This is a genomic window from Streptomyces sp. NPDC001843, from assembly GCF_042891955.1.
GTDB lineage: Bacteria > Actinomycetota > Actinomycetes > Streptomycetales > Streptomycetaceae > Streptomyces.
The window spans coordinates 336,244-354,046 of record NZ_JBIATQ010000008.1 but is presented as its reverse complement, the minus strand read 5'-3'; the positions used below and the strand labels follow the sequence as shown (position 1 = coordinate 354,046).

The window sequence follows — 17,803 nt, the reverse complement described above, 5'->3', positions numbered from 1 at the left end:
CTCAACTCCTCGTGTCCTGGGGTGTTTCCGTGGTGCCCGGGTGCAGCACCGTGAGCAGGTGTTCGGCCAGCGGCGGTCGCCGGCTGCCGTCCTCGGCGCGCATCGTCCGCAGTTCGTGGTCGAGGCGCTTGCGGTCGTCCGCGGTGACGATCAGCGCGGGCAGCAGCAACTCCAGGGCCAGCGCGGCGTCCGTGCGGCGGGCGGCGACGTGCACCCAGGTGTGCAGGGCGTTCAGGGCGGCCCGGGTGTGGGCACGGTCGTTGAGCGCGGTGCGCCACAAGGTGGCCATGTCACGGGCCGCGTCCGCCTGGTACATGCCGGTGTCGGCGTACCAGCCGACGAGCGCGCCGTCCTCGTCGTTGTCGCAGGCGCGGGCGAAGGCGGCCAGAGCCAGGTCGCGGACCGCGGGGGTGTCCCGGTAGAGCAGCCGTACGAACTCGGCGAGCACCTCCCCGCGGCGCTGGCCCGCGGACAGCAACAGGGCGGCGGACTCGGTGAGGTTGTGCTGCTCGGCCGCGTTGCTTGCGTCGACCCGGGCGCGCGAGGCCAGCGCGTCGAGCGCCGGCCCGGCCAGGTCGGGGCGGAGCGGGGCGAGCAGGCCGAGGGCGCGTATGGCGGTCCACCGCCGGCCCCACTGGCCGTCGTTGCACCACTGGGTGAGCAGCCGCAGCACGACGGGAGCGCCCAGGAGTTGGGCCAGGACGAGCGTGTTGGCGGCGGTGACGCGCGGGCCGAAGCCGCGAGCGGTCGCCCAGTCGTCGACGAGCAGCGCCATCGTGGAGGGCAGGTCGGCGGCGGCGAGCAGCGCGGTGGCCGCGGCGGCGCGGGTACGGACCAGGGGGCGGCCGTCGCGGGCGAGCAGTTTCAGCCACTCGACCAGGGCCGGGCGGGCCGAGGGGTGGCTGGTCCACACCTCGGTGAGCAGTACCTGGGGAGTGCGCTCGTCGCGGAAGGCGGCCATGTACTGCGGGACCGGCCCCCAGTCCGTCTGCTCCTGCCGTATCTCCCCCTCGGCCCGGGCGAGCAGGAGGCGGTCCTCGGCGGTCGGCCCGAAGACCGGGATCGTCGGCGGCTTCTCCGGGTGCTGCAACCGCTCGAAGTGCACGAACAGTTTGTCGGCGAGCTCGGCGGCGAGCACATAGGGCGCCTGGTCGAAGACGGCGAGCGCGATCAGGAAGGCCTTCTCGCGCAGTCCGGTGTCCGGGTCGCCGAGCCAGTCGCGGCACTGCTTCTCCACGGCGGCCTGCCCGAAGTCCGCGAGTCGTGCCAGCGCGTCCGGGCTGCCGTCGTACGCGGCCAGCGCCTCGGCGAACGCGGCGGCCTCGGCCGGATGACGGTCGGCGTCGGCGAGGAAATCGGCCACCGGCGGGAGCGCGAGCAGGGCGTCGGCCTCGCCGGGTCTGCGCCGGTTCAGCAGGGACCGTACGACGTCCTCGGCGGGCGGCGGAGTCCACGGACAGGGGGTGACGCCGCGCAGGTGGGGGGACTTCTCCACGGTGACGACGAGGTAGCCGTCGGTCTTGGCGAGCTGGTCGCGGGCCGCGAACAGGTGGGTGTCGCGCAGCGGCCGGTTGCGGCTGAGGGGAAGGTCGCGCAGAACGTGGCCGCCGGACTGGGTGAGCTGCCCGCTCAGGGCGGCGGGCGGGGTCTCGGGGCTCAGCGCGTGGACGGCGGAGACGCCGAGGCGGTGCATGAGCATCAGGGCGGCGGCGTTGCGGCCGGTGGTGTGGGCGCCGCAGAGGACCAGTACCCGCTCCTCGCGTAACCGTTCCAGAGCGGCGGCGAAGGCGGGGCCCTCGGCGAAGACGGCCGCGAGCTCCTTGAGTTGCTCGGGCGGTATCTCACCGGAGGCGTCGGGGGCGGTGCCCGCGGGGCCGTGGTGGTGGATCTCGGTGCGGCCGCCCATGTAGACGTCACCGCGGACCTGGCCGCCGGACACGCCGTGCTGGTCCCCGCCCACCAGGCTGCCGCCGACACGGGCGTCGTCGCCGAGGAAGAACCCCGGGGTGTGGGCGACCAACTCCCGCTGTGCGGCCCGGGCTTCCTGGGCGCCCTCCGCCTCGGGCTCCAGGTCGGCGTAGGCATGCGGGTCTGCGTGGGGACCCGGGTCGTCGCCGGGCTCCGGCTGCCCCGGGTCTCCCTGTCTCGGCGGTGCCGGCTGCCGGGGCGGGGACTGCCTCTGGGACGACGGTCTGGGCGGCGACTGTCTCGGGGAGGCGTGCCCCGCGGCGGACTGACCCGGCCGGGGCTGGTGCGGGGAAGCGGCGCCGGCGGTGTGGCCGTCCGGGGTGGCCCCGGACGGCGGCGAGCCCGTCACGACTCCTCACCCGTCGTTCCGCCGAGGTGCACGTCCCCCGTGACCTGCCCACCGGACACGCCGTGCTGGTCCCCGCCCACGAGACTGCCGCCGATGCGGGGTGAGCCGCCGAGGTTGAAGACGACACCGCCGGCGGCCGGCGCCGGCTGTGCGTGCGCTCCGGGCGTGGGCGGTGCCGGTGCCTCCCTGGTCCGTGGCCCCGGTGCCGGGACGTCCCCCGACGTCGTCGGCACCGGGGCCTCCCCCGCCCCCGTGTCACCGTGGTTCTGGGTGCCGTGCGGTACCGGGCCGTGGAGCCAGGCGCGCAGTGGGCCGTTCTTGCTGGTGACGGTGACCGGATGGAAGTCGTCGGCCGGGATCCCGTGGTGGTCGTGGCGGACGATCCCCGTGTGCACGCCCTCCGACACGCACAGCGCGAAACCGTCCGTCCGCTCCCGCAGGGCGGCGCGCAGGAGCGGGGCGTCGAGCAGCCGGCAAGCGTGGTTGAGGTCGGAGCCGACCCAGCCGCCGTGCGTGTCGACGGCGACGTAGCCCGTGGCGACCACGCCCCGCAGCCGGATCTGGGCCGAGCGCGACGCCAGCCGGTTGTAGCCGTGCAGTTGGGACGGCACCTCGGTGAGCAGGGCCCGCAGCAGTGCCGTCACAGAGGCGTTGGCGTCGATCAGCTCCATGACGGAGTCGCCCCGGTCGGCCCGTAGCCGGCGGGTCTCGTCGATGCCGGCGCGTTCCAGGGCGCGGTCGGCGATGTCGTAGAGAACGCGTCGCAGGTACGCCTGCTCGACGTCGTCCCGGTCGCTGTACTTCTCGATGTCGAGCAGGAGCATCGTCCGGCTCACGGGGTCGGTCATGGTCGCCTTTCGGTGGCTGTCCTGCGGGGTCGGGCCTCGCCCGTGTCAGAAGGGTGGCGCCGGGGGCGAGAGGGACGTGAGGACGGATGACCCACTCGGACTGTGACCGTGTGCACAGAAGCGGCTGGGTGCACGGAAGCGGCTGGGGCGTTCGCACACGACGTCGCCCCGGGCGGAGGGCCTCCCGGCGGCCACGGAGGGCGACCGTCCGCGCCGGCTCCCGTCCCGCCCCGGCCGTAAGGCACTTGGGCCGCGGCGAAAGCCTTCTCGTCCGCGCCGCCCCTCACTCCGCGCCCTCCGCACGGGCGATCCGGCGCAGGACGTCCGGCCGTACGATCACCATCGCCCGGCGTCCGGTGAGGACCACGCCCCGCTCGCGCAGTTCCTTCAGCAGCCGCTGGACCGCCTCGCGCGAGGCGCCCACCGAACCGGCGAGTTCCTGTTTGCTCAGGGGTACGGAGAGTTCGATGCCGTCGTCGGTGCGGCGGCCGTGGGTGCGGGTGAGGTCGAGCAGGAGAGTCGCGAAGCGCTCCTTGACGGTCATGGAGGCGAACTCCAGGCGGCGCCGGTCGGCGGCACGGGTGCGGTCCGAGGCGAGGCCGAGCAGGGCGAAGGAGACGGCGGGGGAGCGGGCCAGGAAGTCCGTGAAACGCTCGCGCTGGACGGCCACCGTCCGTACCTCCTCCAGCGCGGTCACGGTGGCCGAGCGGGTCCGGCCGGTCAGCGCTGCCGACTCTCCGATGATGTCGCCGGGACCGCGCAGCGCGAGCAGGGCCTCGTAGCCGTTGGCGGCCGCCGCCGTGACCTTCGTCCAGCCCTGGACGACGAACAGCACGTGCGAGGACGGTTCGCTCTGATGCAACAGCACGCCCCGGGGCGCGAACTCCATCTCGTGCCCGAGCGCGAGCAGCGCGGCCCGGTCGGTCTTCTCCAGCCGGGCCAGGAACGGCACCCGGTCGTCGAGACCGTCGTCCCCGGCCGCGTCGCCGTGCGGCCGGCCCGGTGTCCCGGCTGTCGTCTGCCGTGGTGGCGCGTGCGGTATGTCCCCCGTCATCGAACCTCGTCCCCCAAGCCGATACAGCGACCGCTCAACGTACTGAAGCGGCGGGCCGTAGGAGAGCGGAACGGGCAGGATTCACGCGTAAGCGTCACGTAGCAGGGAAGGAGAACCGGGACAAGTCCGGCGTGTAGCGGCGCGCTCCATTCGTTTTGACCGAAGTCCGTGAGCTAGGTACGCTCAGACCTTGTGCCTGGGGTGTGCCCTGGCTCTCGTGCGTGCCTTCAAACCGCATAGTGAGCCGTGACCGGCCACCGTAATCTGCGCCTTCCTCACCTGGCGGTGAGAGTCTGCCGGATTCGACACACCCGACCGCGTGGGTCGGCGACGTTCCAGGTTAGCTTCACCATTCGGCACACAGAAACCGGAGAAGTAGTGCCTACGATCCAGCAGCTGGTCCGCAAGGGCCGGCAGGACAAGGTCGAGAAGAACAAGACGCCCGCACTCGAGGGTTCCCCTCAGCGTCGCGGCGTCTGCACGCGTGTGTTCACGACCACCCCGAAGAAGCCGAACTCGGCCCTGCGTAAGGTCGCGCGTGTGCGTCTGACCAGCGGGATCGAGGTCACCGCTTACATTCCGGGTGAGGGACACAACCTGCAGGAGCACTCCATCGTGCTCGTGCGCGGCGGCCGTGTGAAGGACCTGCCGGGTGTTCGCTACAAGATCATCCGCGGCTCGCTCGACACCCAGGGTGTCAAGAACCGCAAGCAGGCTCGCAGCCGTTACGGCGCCAAGAAGGAGAAGTAAGAATGCCTCGTAAGGGCCCCGCCCCGAAGCGCCCGGTCATCATCGACCCGGTCTACGGTTCTCCTCTGGTGACCTCCCTGATCAACAAGGTGCTGCTGAACGGCAAGCGCTCCACCGCCGAGCGCATCGTCTACGGCGCCATGGAGGGGCTGCGTGAGAAGACGGGCAACGACCCGATCATCACGCTGAAGCGCGCACTGGAGAACATCAAGCCGACCCTCGAGGTCAAGTCCCGCCGTGTCGGTGGTGCGACGTACCAGGTTCCGATCGAGGTCAAGCCCGGTCGTGCCAACACGCTCGCGCTGCGCTGGCTGGTCGGTTACTCCCGCGCCCGTCGCGAGAAGACCATGACCGAGCGTCTGCTCAACGAGCTTCTCGACGCCTCCAACGGCCTCGGTGCCGCTGTGAAGAAGCGCGAGGACACGCACAAGATGGCCGAGTCCAACAAGGCCTTCGCGCACTACCGCTGGTAGTCGCTACCCACATCGAGACCGAGAGAAGACTGAAGCCTTATGGCTACCACTTCACTTGACCTGGCCAAGGTCCGCAACATCGGGATCATGGCCCACATCGACGCGGGCAAGACGACCACCACCGAGCGGATCCTGTTCTACACCGGTGTGTCTTACAAGATCGGTGAGGTCCACGACGGCGCTGCCACCATGGACTGGATGGAGCAGGAGCAGGAGCGTGGCATCACGATCACCTCTGCTGCCACCACCTGTCACTGGCCGCTGGAAGACGTCGACCACACCATCAACATCATCGACACGCCGGGCCACGTCGACTTCACCGTCGAGGTGGAGCGTTCCCTGCGCGTGCTCGACGGTGCCGTGACGGTGTTCGACGGCGTCGCCGGTGTTGAGCCGCAGTCCGAGACGGTGTGGCGTCAGGCGGACCGCTACGGCGTTCCGCGTATCTGCTTCGTCAACAAGCTCGACCGCACCGGCGCCGAGTTCCACCGCTGCGTCGACATGATCAGCGACCGCCTGGGCGCGCAGCCGATCGTGATGCAGCTCCCGATCGGTGCCGAGGCCGACTTCAAGGGCGTCATCGACCTCGTGACGATGAAGGCCCTGGTCTGGTCCGCCGAGGCCACCAAGGGCGAGATGTACGACACCGTCGACATCCCGGACACGCACGCCGAGGCTGCCGAGGAGTACCGCGGCAAGCTGCTCGAGGCCGTGGCCGAGAACGACGAAGAGCTCATGGAGCTGTACCTGGAGGGCCAGGAGCCTTCCGTGGAGCAGCTGTACGCCGCGATCCGTCGTATCACCATCGCGTCCGGCAAGGGCACCGGCACCACCGTGACCCCGGTGTTCTGCGGCACCGCGTTCAAGAACAAGGGCGTTCAGCCCCTGCTCGACGCGGTCGTGCGCTACCTGCCTTCCCCGGTCGACATCGAGGCCATCGAGGGCCACGACGTCAAGGACCCGGAGACGGTCGTCAAGCGCAAGCCGTCCGACGAGGAGCCCCTCTCCGCGCTGGCGTTCAAGATCATGAGCGACCCGCACCTCGGCAAGCTCACCTTCGTCCGGGTCTACTCGGGCCGCCTGGAGTCCGGCACCTCGGTGCTGAACTCCGTCAAGGGCAAGAAGGAGCGCATCGGCAAGATCTACCGCATGCACGCGAACAAGCGTGAGGAGATCGACGCGGTGGGCGCCGGCGACATCATCGCCGTCATGGGTCTGAAGCAGACCACGACCGGTGAGACGCTGTGCGACGAGAAGAACCCGGTGATCCTGGAGTCCATGGACTTCCCGGCGCCGGTCATCGAGGTCGCGATCGAGCCCAAGTCCAAGGGTGACCAGGAGAAGCTGGGTGTCGCCATCCAGCGTCTCGCGGAGGAGGACCCCTCCTTCCAGGTGCACACCAACGAGGAGACCGGCCAGACCGTCATCGGCGGTATGGGCGAGCTGCACCTCGAGGTGCTCGTCGACCGCATGAAGCGCGAGTTCAAGGTCGAGGCGAACGTCGGCAAGCCGCAGGTGGCCTACCGCGAGACGATCCGCAAGGCCGTCGAGCGCGTCGACTACACGCACAAGAAGCAGACCGGTGGTACGGGTCAGTTCGCCAAGGTGCAGATCGGCATCGAGCCCCTCGAGGGCGGCGACGTCTCGTACGAGTTCGTGAACAAGGTGACCGGTGGTCGCATCCCGAAGGAGTACATCCCTTCGGTCGACGCCGGTGCGCAGGAGGCCATGCAGTTCGGCATCCTCGCCGGTTACGAGATGACCGGCGTGCGCGTCATCCTCCACGACGGCGCCTACCACGAGGTCGACTCCTCCGAGCTCGCCTTCAAGATCGCCGGTTCGCAGGCCTTCAAGGAGGCCGCGCGCAAGGCCAGCCCCGTGCTGCTCGAGCCGATGATGGCCGTCGAGGTCACCACGCCCGAGGACTACATGGGCGAGGTCATCGGCGACATCAACTCCCGCCGTGGCCAGATCCAGGCCATGGAGGAGCGGGCTGGTGCCCGCGTCGTGAAGGGCCTCGTGCCCCTGTCGGAGATGTTCGGCTACGTCGGCGACCTCCGCAGCAAGACGTCGGGTCGCGCAAGCTACTCGATGCAGTTCGACTCCTACGCCGAGGTTCCGCGGAACGTCGCCGAGGAGATCATCGCGAAGGCCAAGGGCGAGTAACACTCTCCGTTTACACGCCGTAGGCTTGACTCCGGAGCCTCAAGGGGCATTCAGCGGCAATCGCCGGGTGAATGCCCCGGGTTCCGGGACATCCAGCAAAGATCACCTGGCGCCGATGAAGTAAGGCGTACAGAACCACTCCACAGGAGGACCCCAGTGGCGAAGGCGAAGTTCGAGCGGACTAAGCCGCACGTCAACATCGGCACCATCGGTCACATCGACCACGGTAAGACGACCCTCACGGCCGCCATTACCAAGGTGCTGCACGACGCGTACCCGGAGCTGAACGAGGCCACCCCGTTCGACAACATCGACAAGGCTCCTGAGGAGCGCCAGCGCGGTATCACCATCTCCATCGCGCACGTCGAGTACCAGACCGAGGCGCGTCACTACGCCCACGTCGACTGCCCGGGTCACGCGGACTACATCAAGAACATGATCACGGGTGCGGCGCAGATGGACGGCGCCATCCTCGTGGTCGCCGCCACCGACGGCCCGATGCCGCAGACCAAGGAGCACGTGCTCCTGGCCCGCCAGGTCGGCGTTCCGTACATCGTCGTCGCCCTGAACAAGGCCGACATGGTGGACGACGAGGAGATCATGGAGCTCGTCGAGCTCGAGGTTCGTGAGCTCCTCTCCGAGTACGAGTTCCCGGGCGACGACCTGCCGGTCGTCCGTGTCTCCGCGCTGAAGGCGCTCGAGGGCGACGCGAAGTGGACCGAGTCGGTCCTCGAGCTGATGAACGCCGTCGACACCTCCATCCCGGAGCCCGAGCGTGACGTCGACAAGCCGTTCCTGATGCCGATCGAGGACGTCTTCACGATCACCGGTCGCGGTACGGTCGTCACCGGCCGTATCGAGCGTGGTGTCCTCAAGGTCAACGAGACCGTGGACATCATCGGTATCAAGCAGGAGAAGACCTCCACCACGGTCACCGGCATCGAGATGTTCCGCAAGCTGCTCGACGAGGGCCAGGCCGGTGAGAACGTCGGTCTGCTGCTCCGCGGCATCAAGCGCGAGGACGTCGAGCGCGGCCAGGTCATCATCAAGCCGGGCTCGGTCACCCCGCACACCGAGTTCGAGGCGCAGGCCTACATCCTCTCCAAGGACGAGGGTGGCCGCCACACGCCGTTCTTCAACAACTACCGTCCGCAGTTCTACTTCCGTACGACGGACGTGACCGGCGTCGTGACCCTCCCCGAGGGCACCGAGATGGTCATGCCGGGTGACAACACCGAGATGAAGGTGGAGCTCATCCAGCCCGTCGCCATGGAAGAGGGCCTGAAGTTCGCCATCCGTGAGGGTGGCCGGACCGTGGGCGCCGGCCAGGTCACCAAGATCAACAAGTGATCTTGAACTGACCCGGCGGGTATCTGCCTGGTAGCTCTGAAGGGGCCCGTACGACTTCGGTCGTACGGGCCTCTTCGCTTTCCCCGGCGGTTTCCCGGGACTTGCTTTCCCCGCGGATTCCCGGACTTCGAAACTATTCGCCGCGCACGACCCGTTGTCCCCCCGCGTCACACGCCCCAGCATTTGTCATGCCGCTGACCAAATTCGGGTAGAGGGGTGAGGTATGCCTGTCAGTCGCAGGGCCGTGGTCGGTGCGGGACTGGCCTCGGTGCCGGTGCTGGCCTCGGGGGTCGCGTGGGCCGGAGAGGAAAGCGGAAGCCTGCGGGTGACGGACCCGGGCGCGTACGTCTCGTTCACCGGCGGGGCGTTCTCGCTGGTCGGCGCGCCCGTCGTGGTCAGCGCCGAGGACCACCCCGGGGTCGTACGGGTGGCGGGGGACCTGCGGGACGACCTCGAGCGGGTGACGGGCGTACGGCCCGGCTCCACGATCGGACGCCACCCGGTACTGCTGGGCACCATCGGCCGCAGCCCGCTGATCGACGGCCTGGTGAAGTCCGGCAAGCTGGACGTCACGGGGGTGCGCGGCAAGTGGGAGACCTCGCTGCAGACGGTCGTGGACCACCCGATGCCGGGCGTGGAGCGCGCCCTTGTCATCGCGGGCAGCGACCCCCGCGGCACGATCTACGGCGCGTACGACGTCTCGTACGGCATCGGTGTCTCCCCGTGGCACTGGTGGGACGACGTGCCCCCGGTGCGCCGGAGCGGGGTCTGGGTGCTGCCCGGCCGGTACACGCAGGGCACTCCGGCGGTGAAGTACCGCGGCTTCTTCGTCAACGACGAGAACCCGGCCCTCGGCACCTGGGCGCCGGCGTACTTCGGCCCCGGGAAGGCGCCGGGCTACCCGGGCGGCTTCAACGCGGACTTCTACGCGAAGGTGTTCGAGGTGCTGCTGCGCCTGAAGGGGAACTACCTGTGGCCGGCGGTGTGGGGACGGGCCTTCGCCGAGGACGACCCGGAGAACCACCGGCGGGCCTCGGAGTACGGCGTTGTCATGGGCACGTCTCACGAGGCGCCGATGATGCGCGGCATCGAGGAGTGGAACCGCCATGCGAGCGGCGGCAAGGACCCCTACGGGGGCACAGGGGAGTGGTCGTACCGCCGCAACGCCGAGGCGATCAGGAAGTACTGGCGGGCCGGCATCCAGCGCATGGTGGACCAGGGCTTCGAGGGCGTCGTGACCCTGGGAATGCGCGGCAACGGCGACACCAGCCTCCCCGACGGCGACGGCATCGAACTGATGCAGGAGATCATCGCGACGCAGCGGCAGATCATCGAGGAGGTGACGGGCCGACCCGCTGCCGAGACTCCGCAGGTGTGGACGCTGTACAAGGAGGTGCAGCGGTACTGGGACCGGGGCCTGCGCGCCCCGGACGACGTCACGGTGGTCCTCACCGACGACAACTGGGGCAACATCCGCAAGCACCCGGACCCGGCGGAGGGGACGAGGACCGGGGGCTACGGCCTGTACTACCACTTCGACTACGTCGGCGCGGGCCGGAACTACAAGTGGGTCGACACGGCGAACCTGCGCAACACCTGGGACCAGCTCCACCAGGCGCACGCCTACGGCAACCACGGCCTGTGGGTGGCGAACGTCGGCGACCTGAAGGGCAACGAGCTGCCGACCGAGTTCTTCCTCACCTACGCCTGGAACCCGGACCGCTGGGACCTGGACCGGCTGGGCGAATGGGAGCGCGGGTACGCCCGCCAGAACTTCGGCGGGGGCGAGGCGGAGGCGATCGCGTCGGTACTGGCGGAGTACGGCCGGCTGCAGGCCCGCCGCAAGCCGGAACTCCTGAACCGCCGGATCACCCTGAACGACGCCGGGCAACCGGCGAACGACGACCAGCAGACCCCGTACTACTTCCGCCACCGGGAGCTGGAGCGGGTGACGGCGGAGTGGAAGGGCCTGGCGCGCAAGGCGGACCGCATCGCACGCAAGCTGCCGGCCGGGGTGCAGGACGCGTGGTTCGAGCTGGTGGGCTACGAGGTGGCGGCGACCGCGAACCTGTACGCGCTGCGGGAGGCCGAGTTCAAGAACCTCCTCTACGCCAAGCAGGGCAGGGCGGCGGCGAACGACAGGGCGGGGGAGGCGGAGGCCGGACTGGAGAAGGACCTCGCACTGGCCGACCGCTTCAACTCCCAGGTGGCCGGGGGCAAATGGAAGGGCTTCCAGACCCAGCCGCACATCGACTACGGGGACGTGGACCGATACGGCCCGAACGCGCCGTGGCAGCAGCCGGAGAAGGACAACGTGGCTCTGCCGGACGTGTTGTTCCCGGTGGTGAAGCGGGTGGAGGTGCCGGTCGCCGCGGAACTGGGCGTGTCGCCGGACGGCTCGGAGGACTCGGGGGACTGGTGGCCGGGCGGAGCGTCGGGGCGGCGGGCGGTGCTGCCGGAGTTCAGCCCGTACCAGACGCGGCCGCGGCAGTACGTGGAGCTCTTCAACCGGGGCCGTACCTCCTTCGACTACCGGGTGGAGACCTCGGCTCCGTGGCTGGTGGTGGACCGGCCGCGGGGACGGGTGGAGCGGCAGGTGCGGGTCGAGGTGAGCGTGGACTGGTCGAAGGCTCCGCGCGGCCGGACGGAGGCCACGCTGACGGTGACCGGCGCGGGGAGTTCGGTGACGGTCGCGTGCGTGACGGACAACCCTTCGCGACGGGGCCTGCGCGGCTTCGTCGAGGCGGGCGGTTACGTGGCGATCGACGCGGACCACTACGACCGCGCGGTGGGGAAGTGGCGGCGCCTGGAGGGCATCGGCCGCACCGGGGCGGGGATGACGCCGTGGCCGGTGACGGGGGCGCGGAGGGTGCCCGGGGGGTCTTCGCCGCGGCTGGAGTACGAGGTGAGCCTGCTGTCGGTGGATCCGGGGGAGGTGACGGTGTGGGCGTACCTGTCACCGCGGAACCCGGCTCTGCCGACGGGTGGGTTGCGGTACGGGGTGTCCCTGGACGACGGGGACATCCGGACCGTCGACATCAACGTCGGCGCGGACGACGGCCTGCTGAACGCCGTCTGGGCCCGCAACACCTCCGACAACGTGAACCGCACGGCCACGAGACACACGGTGGACCGTGCCGGGGCGCACCGGTTGAAGTTCTGGATGGTGGACCCGACGGTGGTGCTCCAGCGGCTGGTCATCGACACGGGCGGGCTGGAGCCGACGTACTTGGGGCCGCTGGAGAGCAGGCGGTTGTGACGTGTGATCACCGGGCATGACGCACGCAGCCCCCGTCGGCGCGCACCACGGGCTTGCCGGAGTACCAGTCCGGGCGGAAGGAGAGCTCGATGCCCTGGTCGTCGGTGGCGGTGACACCCGGCAGGCCCGCACCCGGCTCGCCCTTGCCGGGGGCCGGTACGTCCTTGACGGTCAGGCCCTGCCGCTTCCACTGCCGTCGGAGATGGCCGACGGCGGCGCGGTAGTCGTCAGTGCCCGTGAAGGTCAGTTCCCAGTGGTAGACGGGTTCGTCTCGGGTGACGCCGTCGTCGTCGACGCCCAGGTCGTCCACGCAGGACGTGCTGCCGTCGGTCTCAGCGGTTTCGTCGAGCGTCCTTCCTGGAGGTTCCGAGGCCTCCTCCGGGGCCGGGGTCAGCGCACGCACCGTCCGTTGCCCCGCCTCCTTCGTCTGCGCCACCCGCTCCCGGTACTCGGCGTCCGACCGCACCGGCCCGCCCGCCAGCGACTGACAGGAGTAGGCGCCGAAGCCGATGACCGCGGCCAGGGAGACGCTGATCAGGGTGATGGCGCGGGAGCCGTGGGGGAGGGGGCGCGTGGAGGTCGCCGGAGCATCCGTCTGCATGCGACCGATCCAAGCCGCCGACCATGGCGCTCCACAGCCGTCGGGCTACTCATCTCGCACGGGCCCCCTGAGTACCCCCACCTATGCACGTGAACATGCCACCGGACGGAGGCGGCCTCTGCCGGCACGGTTTGACCTACGTCACCCTCGGGGTATTCTCTCCGGCTCGATTGGCGGAGCCCCCGCCTCATATGGCAGACTGTCCGAGTTGCTCGGTCGAGTGTTGATGCTGCGCGCCTCCCGCCGGGGGGACCGGAAGCGAGTCCCACAGTACTCGTCGCCTTAACTGCCACACGGCAGCGCTGGGGCGGACGTACGGGAATCTTCCGGGAAGCGTTGCGCGGCACCGACCAGGCACCCGGTGGGCCTTCCGCCCCCGGCCTGCGGTTCCGGAAGGGCCGTGTGCATTCCGCAGGGATGTTCGAACAAGGGACATCTGTGTCAGTGGAAGCGCGACACGCCCGACCGCGTGGGTCGGAGAAACGAAGGCAGCAGACGGAATCCGCCGGGTTCCAGAGCGTAAGAGAGACAGGACTACTGAGTAGCCATGGCGGGACAGAAGATCCGCATCCGGCTCAAGGCCTACGACCACGAGGTCATCGACTCCTCGGCGAAGAAGATCGTCGAGACGGTGACCCGCACTGGTGCGTCGGTCGCGGGCCCGGTGCCGCTGCCCACTGAGAAGAACGTGTACTGCGTCATCAAGTCGCCGCACAAGTACAAGGACTCGCGCGAGCACTTCGAGATGCGCACGCACAAGCGCCTGATCGACATCCTCGACCCGACTCCCAAGACCGTTGACTCTCTGATGCGACTCGACCTCCCGGCCGGTGTCGACATCGAGATCAAGCTCTGAGGCCGGTGATCTGAGAATGGCTAAGCAGATCAAGGGCATCCTGGGCGAGAAGCTCGGCATGACGCAGGTGTGGGACGAGAACAACCGTGTTGTTCCGGTCACCGTCGTCAAGGCCGGCCCCAACGTCGTCACCCAGGTCCGCACGAACGACGTCGACGGCTACGAGTCCGTCCAGATCGCGTTCGGCGAGATCGACCCGCGCAAGGTGAACAAGCCCCTCAAGGGCCACTTCGCCAAGGCCGACGTCACTCCCCGCCGTCACCTCGTCGAGATCCGCACCGCGGACGCCTCCGAGTACACGCTGGGCCAGGAGATCTCCGCTGAGGTCTTCGAGGCGGGCGTCAAGGTGGACGTGACCGGCAAGAGCAAGGGCAAGGGCTTCGCCGGTGTCATGAAGCGTCACAACTTCAAGGGCCTCGGCGCCGGACACGGCACCCAGCGCAAGCACCGCTCGCCCGGTTCCATCGGTGGCTGCGCCACCCCGGGCCGCGTGTTCAAGGGCCTCCGCATGGCGGGTCGCATGGGCAACGAGCGGGTCACCACCCAGAACCTGACCGTCCACGCCGTTGACGCGGAGAAGGGTCTGCTGCTCATCAAGGGCGCGGTTCCCGGTCCGAACGGCGGCCTCGTCCTGGTCCGCACCGCGGCCAAGGGGGCCTGAGGTAACCGATGAGCACTGTTGACATCCTTTCGCCGGCTGGCGACAAGGCCGGTTCCGTCGAGCTCCCCGCGGAGATCTTCGACGCCAAGGTCAGCGTTCCGCTGATCCACCAGGTCGTCGTCGCGCAGCTGGCCGCTGCCCGCCAGGGCACCCACAAGACCAAGACGCGTGGCGAGGTCCGCGGCGGTGGCAAGAAGCCGTACCGCCAGAAGGGCACCGGTCGCGCCCGCCAGGGTTCGACCCGCGCGCCGCAGTTCGCCGGTGGTGGCGTCGTGCACGGTCCCGTGCCGCGTGACTACTCGCAGCGCACCCCGAAGAAGATGAAGGCCGCCGCCCTGCGCGGTGCCCTCACGGACCGGGCGCGTCACAACCGCATCCACGTCGTCTCCGGCGTGGTCGAGGGCGGGACCCCCAGCACCAAGGCCGCCAAGAGCCTGTTCGGCAAGATCAGCGAGCGCAAGAACCTGCTCCTGGTCGTCGACCGCGCCGACGAGGCCGCGTGGCTGTCCGCCCGCAACCTGCCCCAGGTCCACATCCTGGAGCCGGGCCAGCTGAACACGTACGACGTTCTCGTCTCGGACGACGTGGTCTTCACCCAGGCCGCTTTCGAGTCCTTCGTGTCTGGCCCCAAGGCCGCTGACACCGAAGGGAGCGAGGCCTGATGGCTACGCGTCACCCGAGCATTGCCTCGAAGGCCGCCAAGGCCGCCAAGGCCGCGCGCGTCGCCAAGGCGCGTCGCCACGCCACCGAGGGCAAGAACACCGTCGAGACCCCGCTGAGCAAGTCGTACACGGACCCCCGTGACGTCCTGCTGAAGCCGGTCGTCTCCGAGAAGAGCTACGCGCTCCTCGACGAGAACAAGTACACGTTCATCGTCGACCCGAACGCCAACAAGACCCAGATCAAGCAGGCCGTCCAGGCGGTCTTCTCGGTCAAGGTCACCGGGGTCAACACGATCAACCGCCAGGGCAAGCGCAAGCGCACGAAGACCGGCTTCGGTCAGCGTGCCGGCAGCAAGCGCGCGATCGTGACCCTCGCCGAGGGCGACCGTATCGACATCTTCGGCGGTCCGACCGCCTAAGGGCGGTCCGGATCGTCCGATATCGGACGAGGACTGAGAAATGGGAATCCGCAAGTACAAGCCGACTACGCCGGGCCGTCGTGGCGCCAGCGTCGCCGACTTCGTCGAGGTCACGCGGTCCACGCCGGAGAAGTCGCTGGTCCGCCCCCTGCACAGCAAGGGCGGCCGTAACAACGCCGGTCGTGTGACCGTTCGCCACCAGGGTGGCGGACACAAGCGCGCCTACCGCGTGATCGACTTCCGTCGTCACGACAAGGACGGCGTGCCGGCGAAGGTCGCGCACATCGAGTACGACCCCAACCGCACCGCGCGCATCGCGCTGCTGCACTACGCCGACGGCGAGAAGCGCTACATCCTCGCCCCGCGCAACCTGCAGCAGGGTGACCGCGTCGAGAACGGTCCCGGGGCCGACATCAAGCCGGGCAACAACCTGGCGCTCCGCAACATCCCGGTCGGTACCACGATCCACGCGATCGAGCTCCGTCCCGGTGGCGGTGCCAAGTTCGCCCGCTCCGCCGGTGCCTCCGTGCAGCTGCTCGCGAAGGAGGGCTCGATGGCCCACCTCCGCATGCCGTCCGGCGAGATCCGCCTGGTCGACCAGCGCTGCCGCGCCACCGTCGGCGAGGTCGGCAACGCCGAGCAGAGCAACATCAACTGGGGCAAGGCGGGCCGCAAGCGGTGGCTGGGCGTTCGCCCGACCGTCCGTGGCGTCGTGATGAACCCGGTTGACCACCCGCACGGTGGTGGTGAGGGCCGGACCTCCGGTGGTCGCCACCCTGTGTCCCCGTGGGGCAAGAAGGAAGGCCGTACTCGTTCGCCCAAGAAGGCGTCGAACAAGTACATCGTCCGCCGCCGCAAGACGAACAAGAAGCGCTAAGGACGGGTTGAGATGCCTCGTAGCTTGAAGAAGGGACCCTTCGTCGACGACCACCTGATCAAGAAGGTGGACGTCCAGAACGAAGCCGGTACCAAGAACGTCATCAAGACCTGGTCCCGTCGCTCGATGATCGTCCCGGCCATGCTCGGCCACACGATCGCGGTGCACAACGGCAAGACCCACATCCCGGTGTTCGTCACCGAGTCGATGGTCGGCCACAAGCTCGGCGAGTTCTCGCCGACCCGCACCTTCCGGGGCCACGTCAAGGAAGACCGGAAGTCGAAGCGCCGCTAGCAGCGGATCGCATTCAGACACGTAAGTAACTGAAGGGACAACCATGGAAGCCAGGGCCCAGGCGCGGTACATCCGCGTCACGCCCATGAAGGCCCGCCGCGTGGTGGACCTCATCCGTGGCATGGACGCCACGGAGGCCCAGGCTGTTCTGCGATTCGCTCCGCAGGCAGCCTCCGTGCCGGTCGGCAAGGTGCTCGACAGCGCCATCGCCAACGCCGCGCACAACTACGACCACACCGACGCCGACAGCCTCTACATCTCCGAGGCGTACGTCGACGAGGGCCCGACCCTGAAGCGGTTCCGGCCGCGCGCCCAGGGCCGTGCCTACCGGATCCGCAAGCGGACCAGCCACATCACCGTGGTCGTCAGCAGCAAGGAAGGAACCCGGTAATGGGCCAGAAGGTTAACCCGCATGGGTTCCGGCTCGGTGTCACCACGGACTTCAAGTCCCGGTGGTACGCCGACAAGCTGTACAAGGACTACGTCAAGGAAGACGTCGCCATCCGTCGGATGATGACGTCCGGCATGGAGCGCGCCGGCATCTCCAAGGTCGAGATCGAGCGCACCCGTGACCGCGTCCGCGTGGACATCCACACCGCGCGTCCGGGCATCGTCATCGGCCGCCGTGGCGCCGAGGCCGACCGCATCCGCGGCGACCTCGAGAAGCTCACGGGCAAGCAGGTCCAGCTGAACATCCTCGAGGTCAAGAACCCCGAGACCGACGCTCAGCTCGTGGCCCAGGCCGTTGCCGAGCAGCTCTCCTCCCGCGTCTCCTTCCGCCGCGCCATGCGTAAGAGCATGCAGTCGGCGATGAAGGCCGGCGCCAAGGGCATCAAGATCCAGTGCGGTGGCCGCCTCGGTGGCGCCGAGATGTCCCGCTCGGAGTTCTACCGCGAGGGCCGCGTGCCCCTGCACACGCTCCGCGCGAACGTGGACTACGGCTTCTTCGAGGCCAAGACGACCTTCGGCCGCATCGGTGTGAAGGTCTGGATCTACAAGGGCGACGTCAAGAACATCGCCGAGGTCCGCGCCGAGAACGCTGCCGCCCGTGCGGGTAACCGCCCGGCTCGCGGTGGCGGTGCCGACCGCCCGGCCCGTGGTGGCCGCGGTGGCGAGCGGCGCGGTCGCAAGCCGCAGCAGGCTGCCGGCGCCGAGGCCCCCAAGGCCGAGGCTCCCGCGTCCGCTCCGGCTGAGAGCACCGGAACGGAGGCCTGAC

The 17,803-nt window shown here is 69.1% G+C and carries 17 protein-coding genes; 13 read left to right on the top strand and 4 right to left on the bottom strand.

Annotation, left to right across the window (positions count from 1 at the left end; genetic code table 11):
- Window position 1 precedes the first annotated feature (1 nt).
- The 3 genes from ACFYZQ_RS22295 to ACFYZQ_RS22285 all read right to left on the bottom strand — a co-directional run bounded on the left by ACFYZQ_RS22295 (window position 2) and on the right by ACFYZQ_RS22285 (window position 4,219).
- Window positions 2–2,317, bottom strand: a complete 2,316-nt coding sequence (locus ACFYZQ_RS22295; RefSeq protein WP_389150292.1) for a hypothetical protein — start codon at window positions 2,315–2,317, stop codon at window positions 2–4.
- On the bottom strand, window positions 2,314–3,165 hold the full coding sequence (locus ACFYZQ_RS22290) for a hypothetical protein (RefSeq protein WP_389150289.1): 852 nt from the start codon (window positions 3,163–3,165) through the stop codon (window positions 2,314–2,316). Before ACFYZQ_RS22290 ends, ACFYZQ_RS22295 begins: the two co-directional genes overlap by 4 nt.
- A gap of 283 nt (window positions 3,166–3,448) precedes the next feature.
- Window positions 3,449–4,219, bottom strand: a complete 771-nt coding sequence (locus ACFYZQ_RS22285; RefSeq protein WP_389150286.1) for a Crp/Fnr family transcriptional regulator — start codon at window positions 4,217–4,219, stop codon at window positions 3,449–3,451.
- Window positions 4,220–4,597: 378 nt separating this feature from the next.
- Between ACFYZQ_RS22285 and rpsL the strand changes: the two genes are divergently transcribed.
- The 5 genes from rpsL to ACFYZQ_RS22260 all read left to right on the top strand — a co-directional run bounded on the left by rpsL (window position 4,598) and on the right by ACFYZQ_RS22260 (window position 12,217).
- On the top strand, window positions 4,598–4,969 hold the full coding sequence (gene rpsL / locus ACFYZQ_RS22280; RefSeq protein WP_003948652.1) for a 30S ribosomal protein S12: 372 nt from the start codon (window positions 4,598–4,600) through the stop codon (window positions 4,967–4,969).
- A gap of 2 nt (window positions 4,970–4,971) precedes the next feature.
- Complete coding sequence (rpsG, locus tag ACFYZQ_RS22275; protein ID WP_003992340.1) at window positions 4,972–5,442, top strand: 30S ribosomal protein S7; 471 nt, start codon at window positions 4,972–4,974, stop codon at window positions 5,440–5,442.
- Window positions 5,443–5,481: 39 nt separating this feature from the next.
- Window positions 5,482–7,608, top strand: a complete 2,127-nt coding sequence (gene fusA, locus ACFYZQ_RS22270) for an elongation factor G (RefSeq protein WP_389150283.1) — start codon at window positions 5,482–5,484, stop codon at window positions 7,606–7,608.
- Window positions 7,609–7,764: 156 nt separating this feature from the next.
- A complete protein-coding gene (gene tuf, locus ACFYZQ_RS22265) occupies window positions 7,765–8,958 on the top strand; it encodes an elongation factor Tu (protein WP_389150280.1) in 1,194 nt (397 codons plus the stop codon).
- Window positions 8,959–9,181: 223 nt separating this feature from the next.
- Window positions 9,182–12,217 (top strand): glycosyl hydrolase 115 family protein, encoded by a 3,036-nt coding sequence (locus ACFYZQ_RS22260; protein ID WP_389150279.1) that lies wholly within the window; start codon window positions 9,182–9,184, stop codon window positions 12,215–12,217.
- A 7-nt stretch (window positions 12,218–12,224) separates the two neighbouring features.
- On the opposite strand, the gene ACFYZQ_RS22255 is transcribed toward ACFYZQ_RS22260, so the two are convergent.
- Window positions 12,225–12,818: a hypothetical protein gene (locus ACFYZQ_RS22255; RefSeq protein ID WP_389150276.1), complete on the bottom strand. Its 594-nt coding sequence runs from the start codon at window positions 12,816–12,818 to the stop codon at window positions 12,225–12,227.
- A gap of 547 nt (window positions 12,819–13,365) precedes the next feature.
- Here ACFYZQ_RS22255 and rpsJ point away from each other — a divergent pair.
- From rpsJ to rpsC, 8 genes are read left to right on the top strand one after another with little or no spacing between them, the layout of a single operon-like run.
- Entirely contained in the window at window positions 13,366–13,674 is a 309-nt protein-coding gene (rpsJ, locus tag ACFYZQ_RS22250) for a 30S ribosomal protein S10 (protein WP_003948644.1), read from the top strand.
- 16 nt (window positions 13,675–13,690) lie between these two features.
- Window positions 13,691–14,335, top strand: a complete 645-nt coding sequence (gene rplC / locus ACFYZQ_RS22245) for a 50S ribosomal protein L3 (protein WP_005481233.1) — start codon at window positions 13,691–13,693, stop codon at window positions 14,333–14,335.
- A gap of 8 nt (window positions 14,336–14,343) precedes the next feature.
- The gene (gene rplD / locus ACFYZQ_RS22240; RefSeq protein WP_389150273.1) at window positions 14,344–14,997 is read left to right on the top strand and encodes a 50S ribosomal protein L4; all 654 of its coding nucleotides are present in this window, start codon (window positions 14,344–14,346) and stop codon (window positions 14,995–14,997) included.
- Window positions 14,997–15,416, top strand: a complete 420-nt coding sequence (gene rplW, locus ACFYZQ_RS22235) for a 50S ribosomal protein L23 (protein WP_145886671.1) — start codon at window positions 14,997–14,999, stop codon at window positions 15,414–15,416. The genes rplD and rplW overlap by 1 nt, the downstream gene beginning before the upstream one ends.
- A 40-nt stretch (window positions 15,417–15,456) precedes the next feature.
- Window positions 15,457–16,293, top strand: a complete 837-nt coding sequence (rplB, locus tag ACFYZQ_RS22230; protein ID WP_388798514.1) for a 50S ribosomal protein L2 — start codon at window positions 15,457–15,459, stop codon at window positions 16,291–16,293.
- A gap of 12 nt (window positions 16,294–16,305) precedes the next feature.
- Window positions 16,306–16,587, top strand: a complete 282-nt coding sequence (rpsS, locus tag ACFYZQ_RS22225) for a 30S ribosomal protein S19 (protein WP_009190133.1) — start codon at window positions 16,306–16,308, stop codon at window positions 16,585–16,587.
- A gap of 43 nt (window positions 16,588–16,630) precedes the next feature.
- Window positions 16,631–16,978, top strand: coding sequence for a 50S ribosomal protein L22 (rplV, locus tag ACFYZQ_RS22220; protein ID WP_019329637.1), 348 nt, complete (start codon window positions 16,631–16,633; stop codon window positions 16,976–16,978).
- Window positions 16,978–17,802 (top strand): 30S ribosomal protein S3, encoded by an 825-nt coding sequence (gene rpsC / locus ACFYZQ_RS22215; protein WP_094215512.1) that lies wholly within the window; start codon window positions 16,978–16,980, stop codon window positions 17,800–17,802. The genes rplV and rpsC overlap by 1 nt, the downstream gene beginning before the upstream one ends.
- Window position 17,803: the final 1 nt, after the last annotated feature.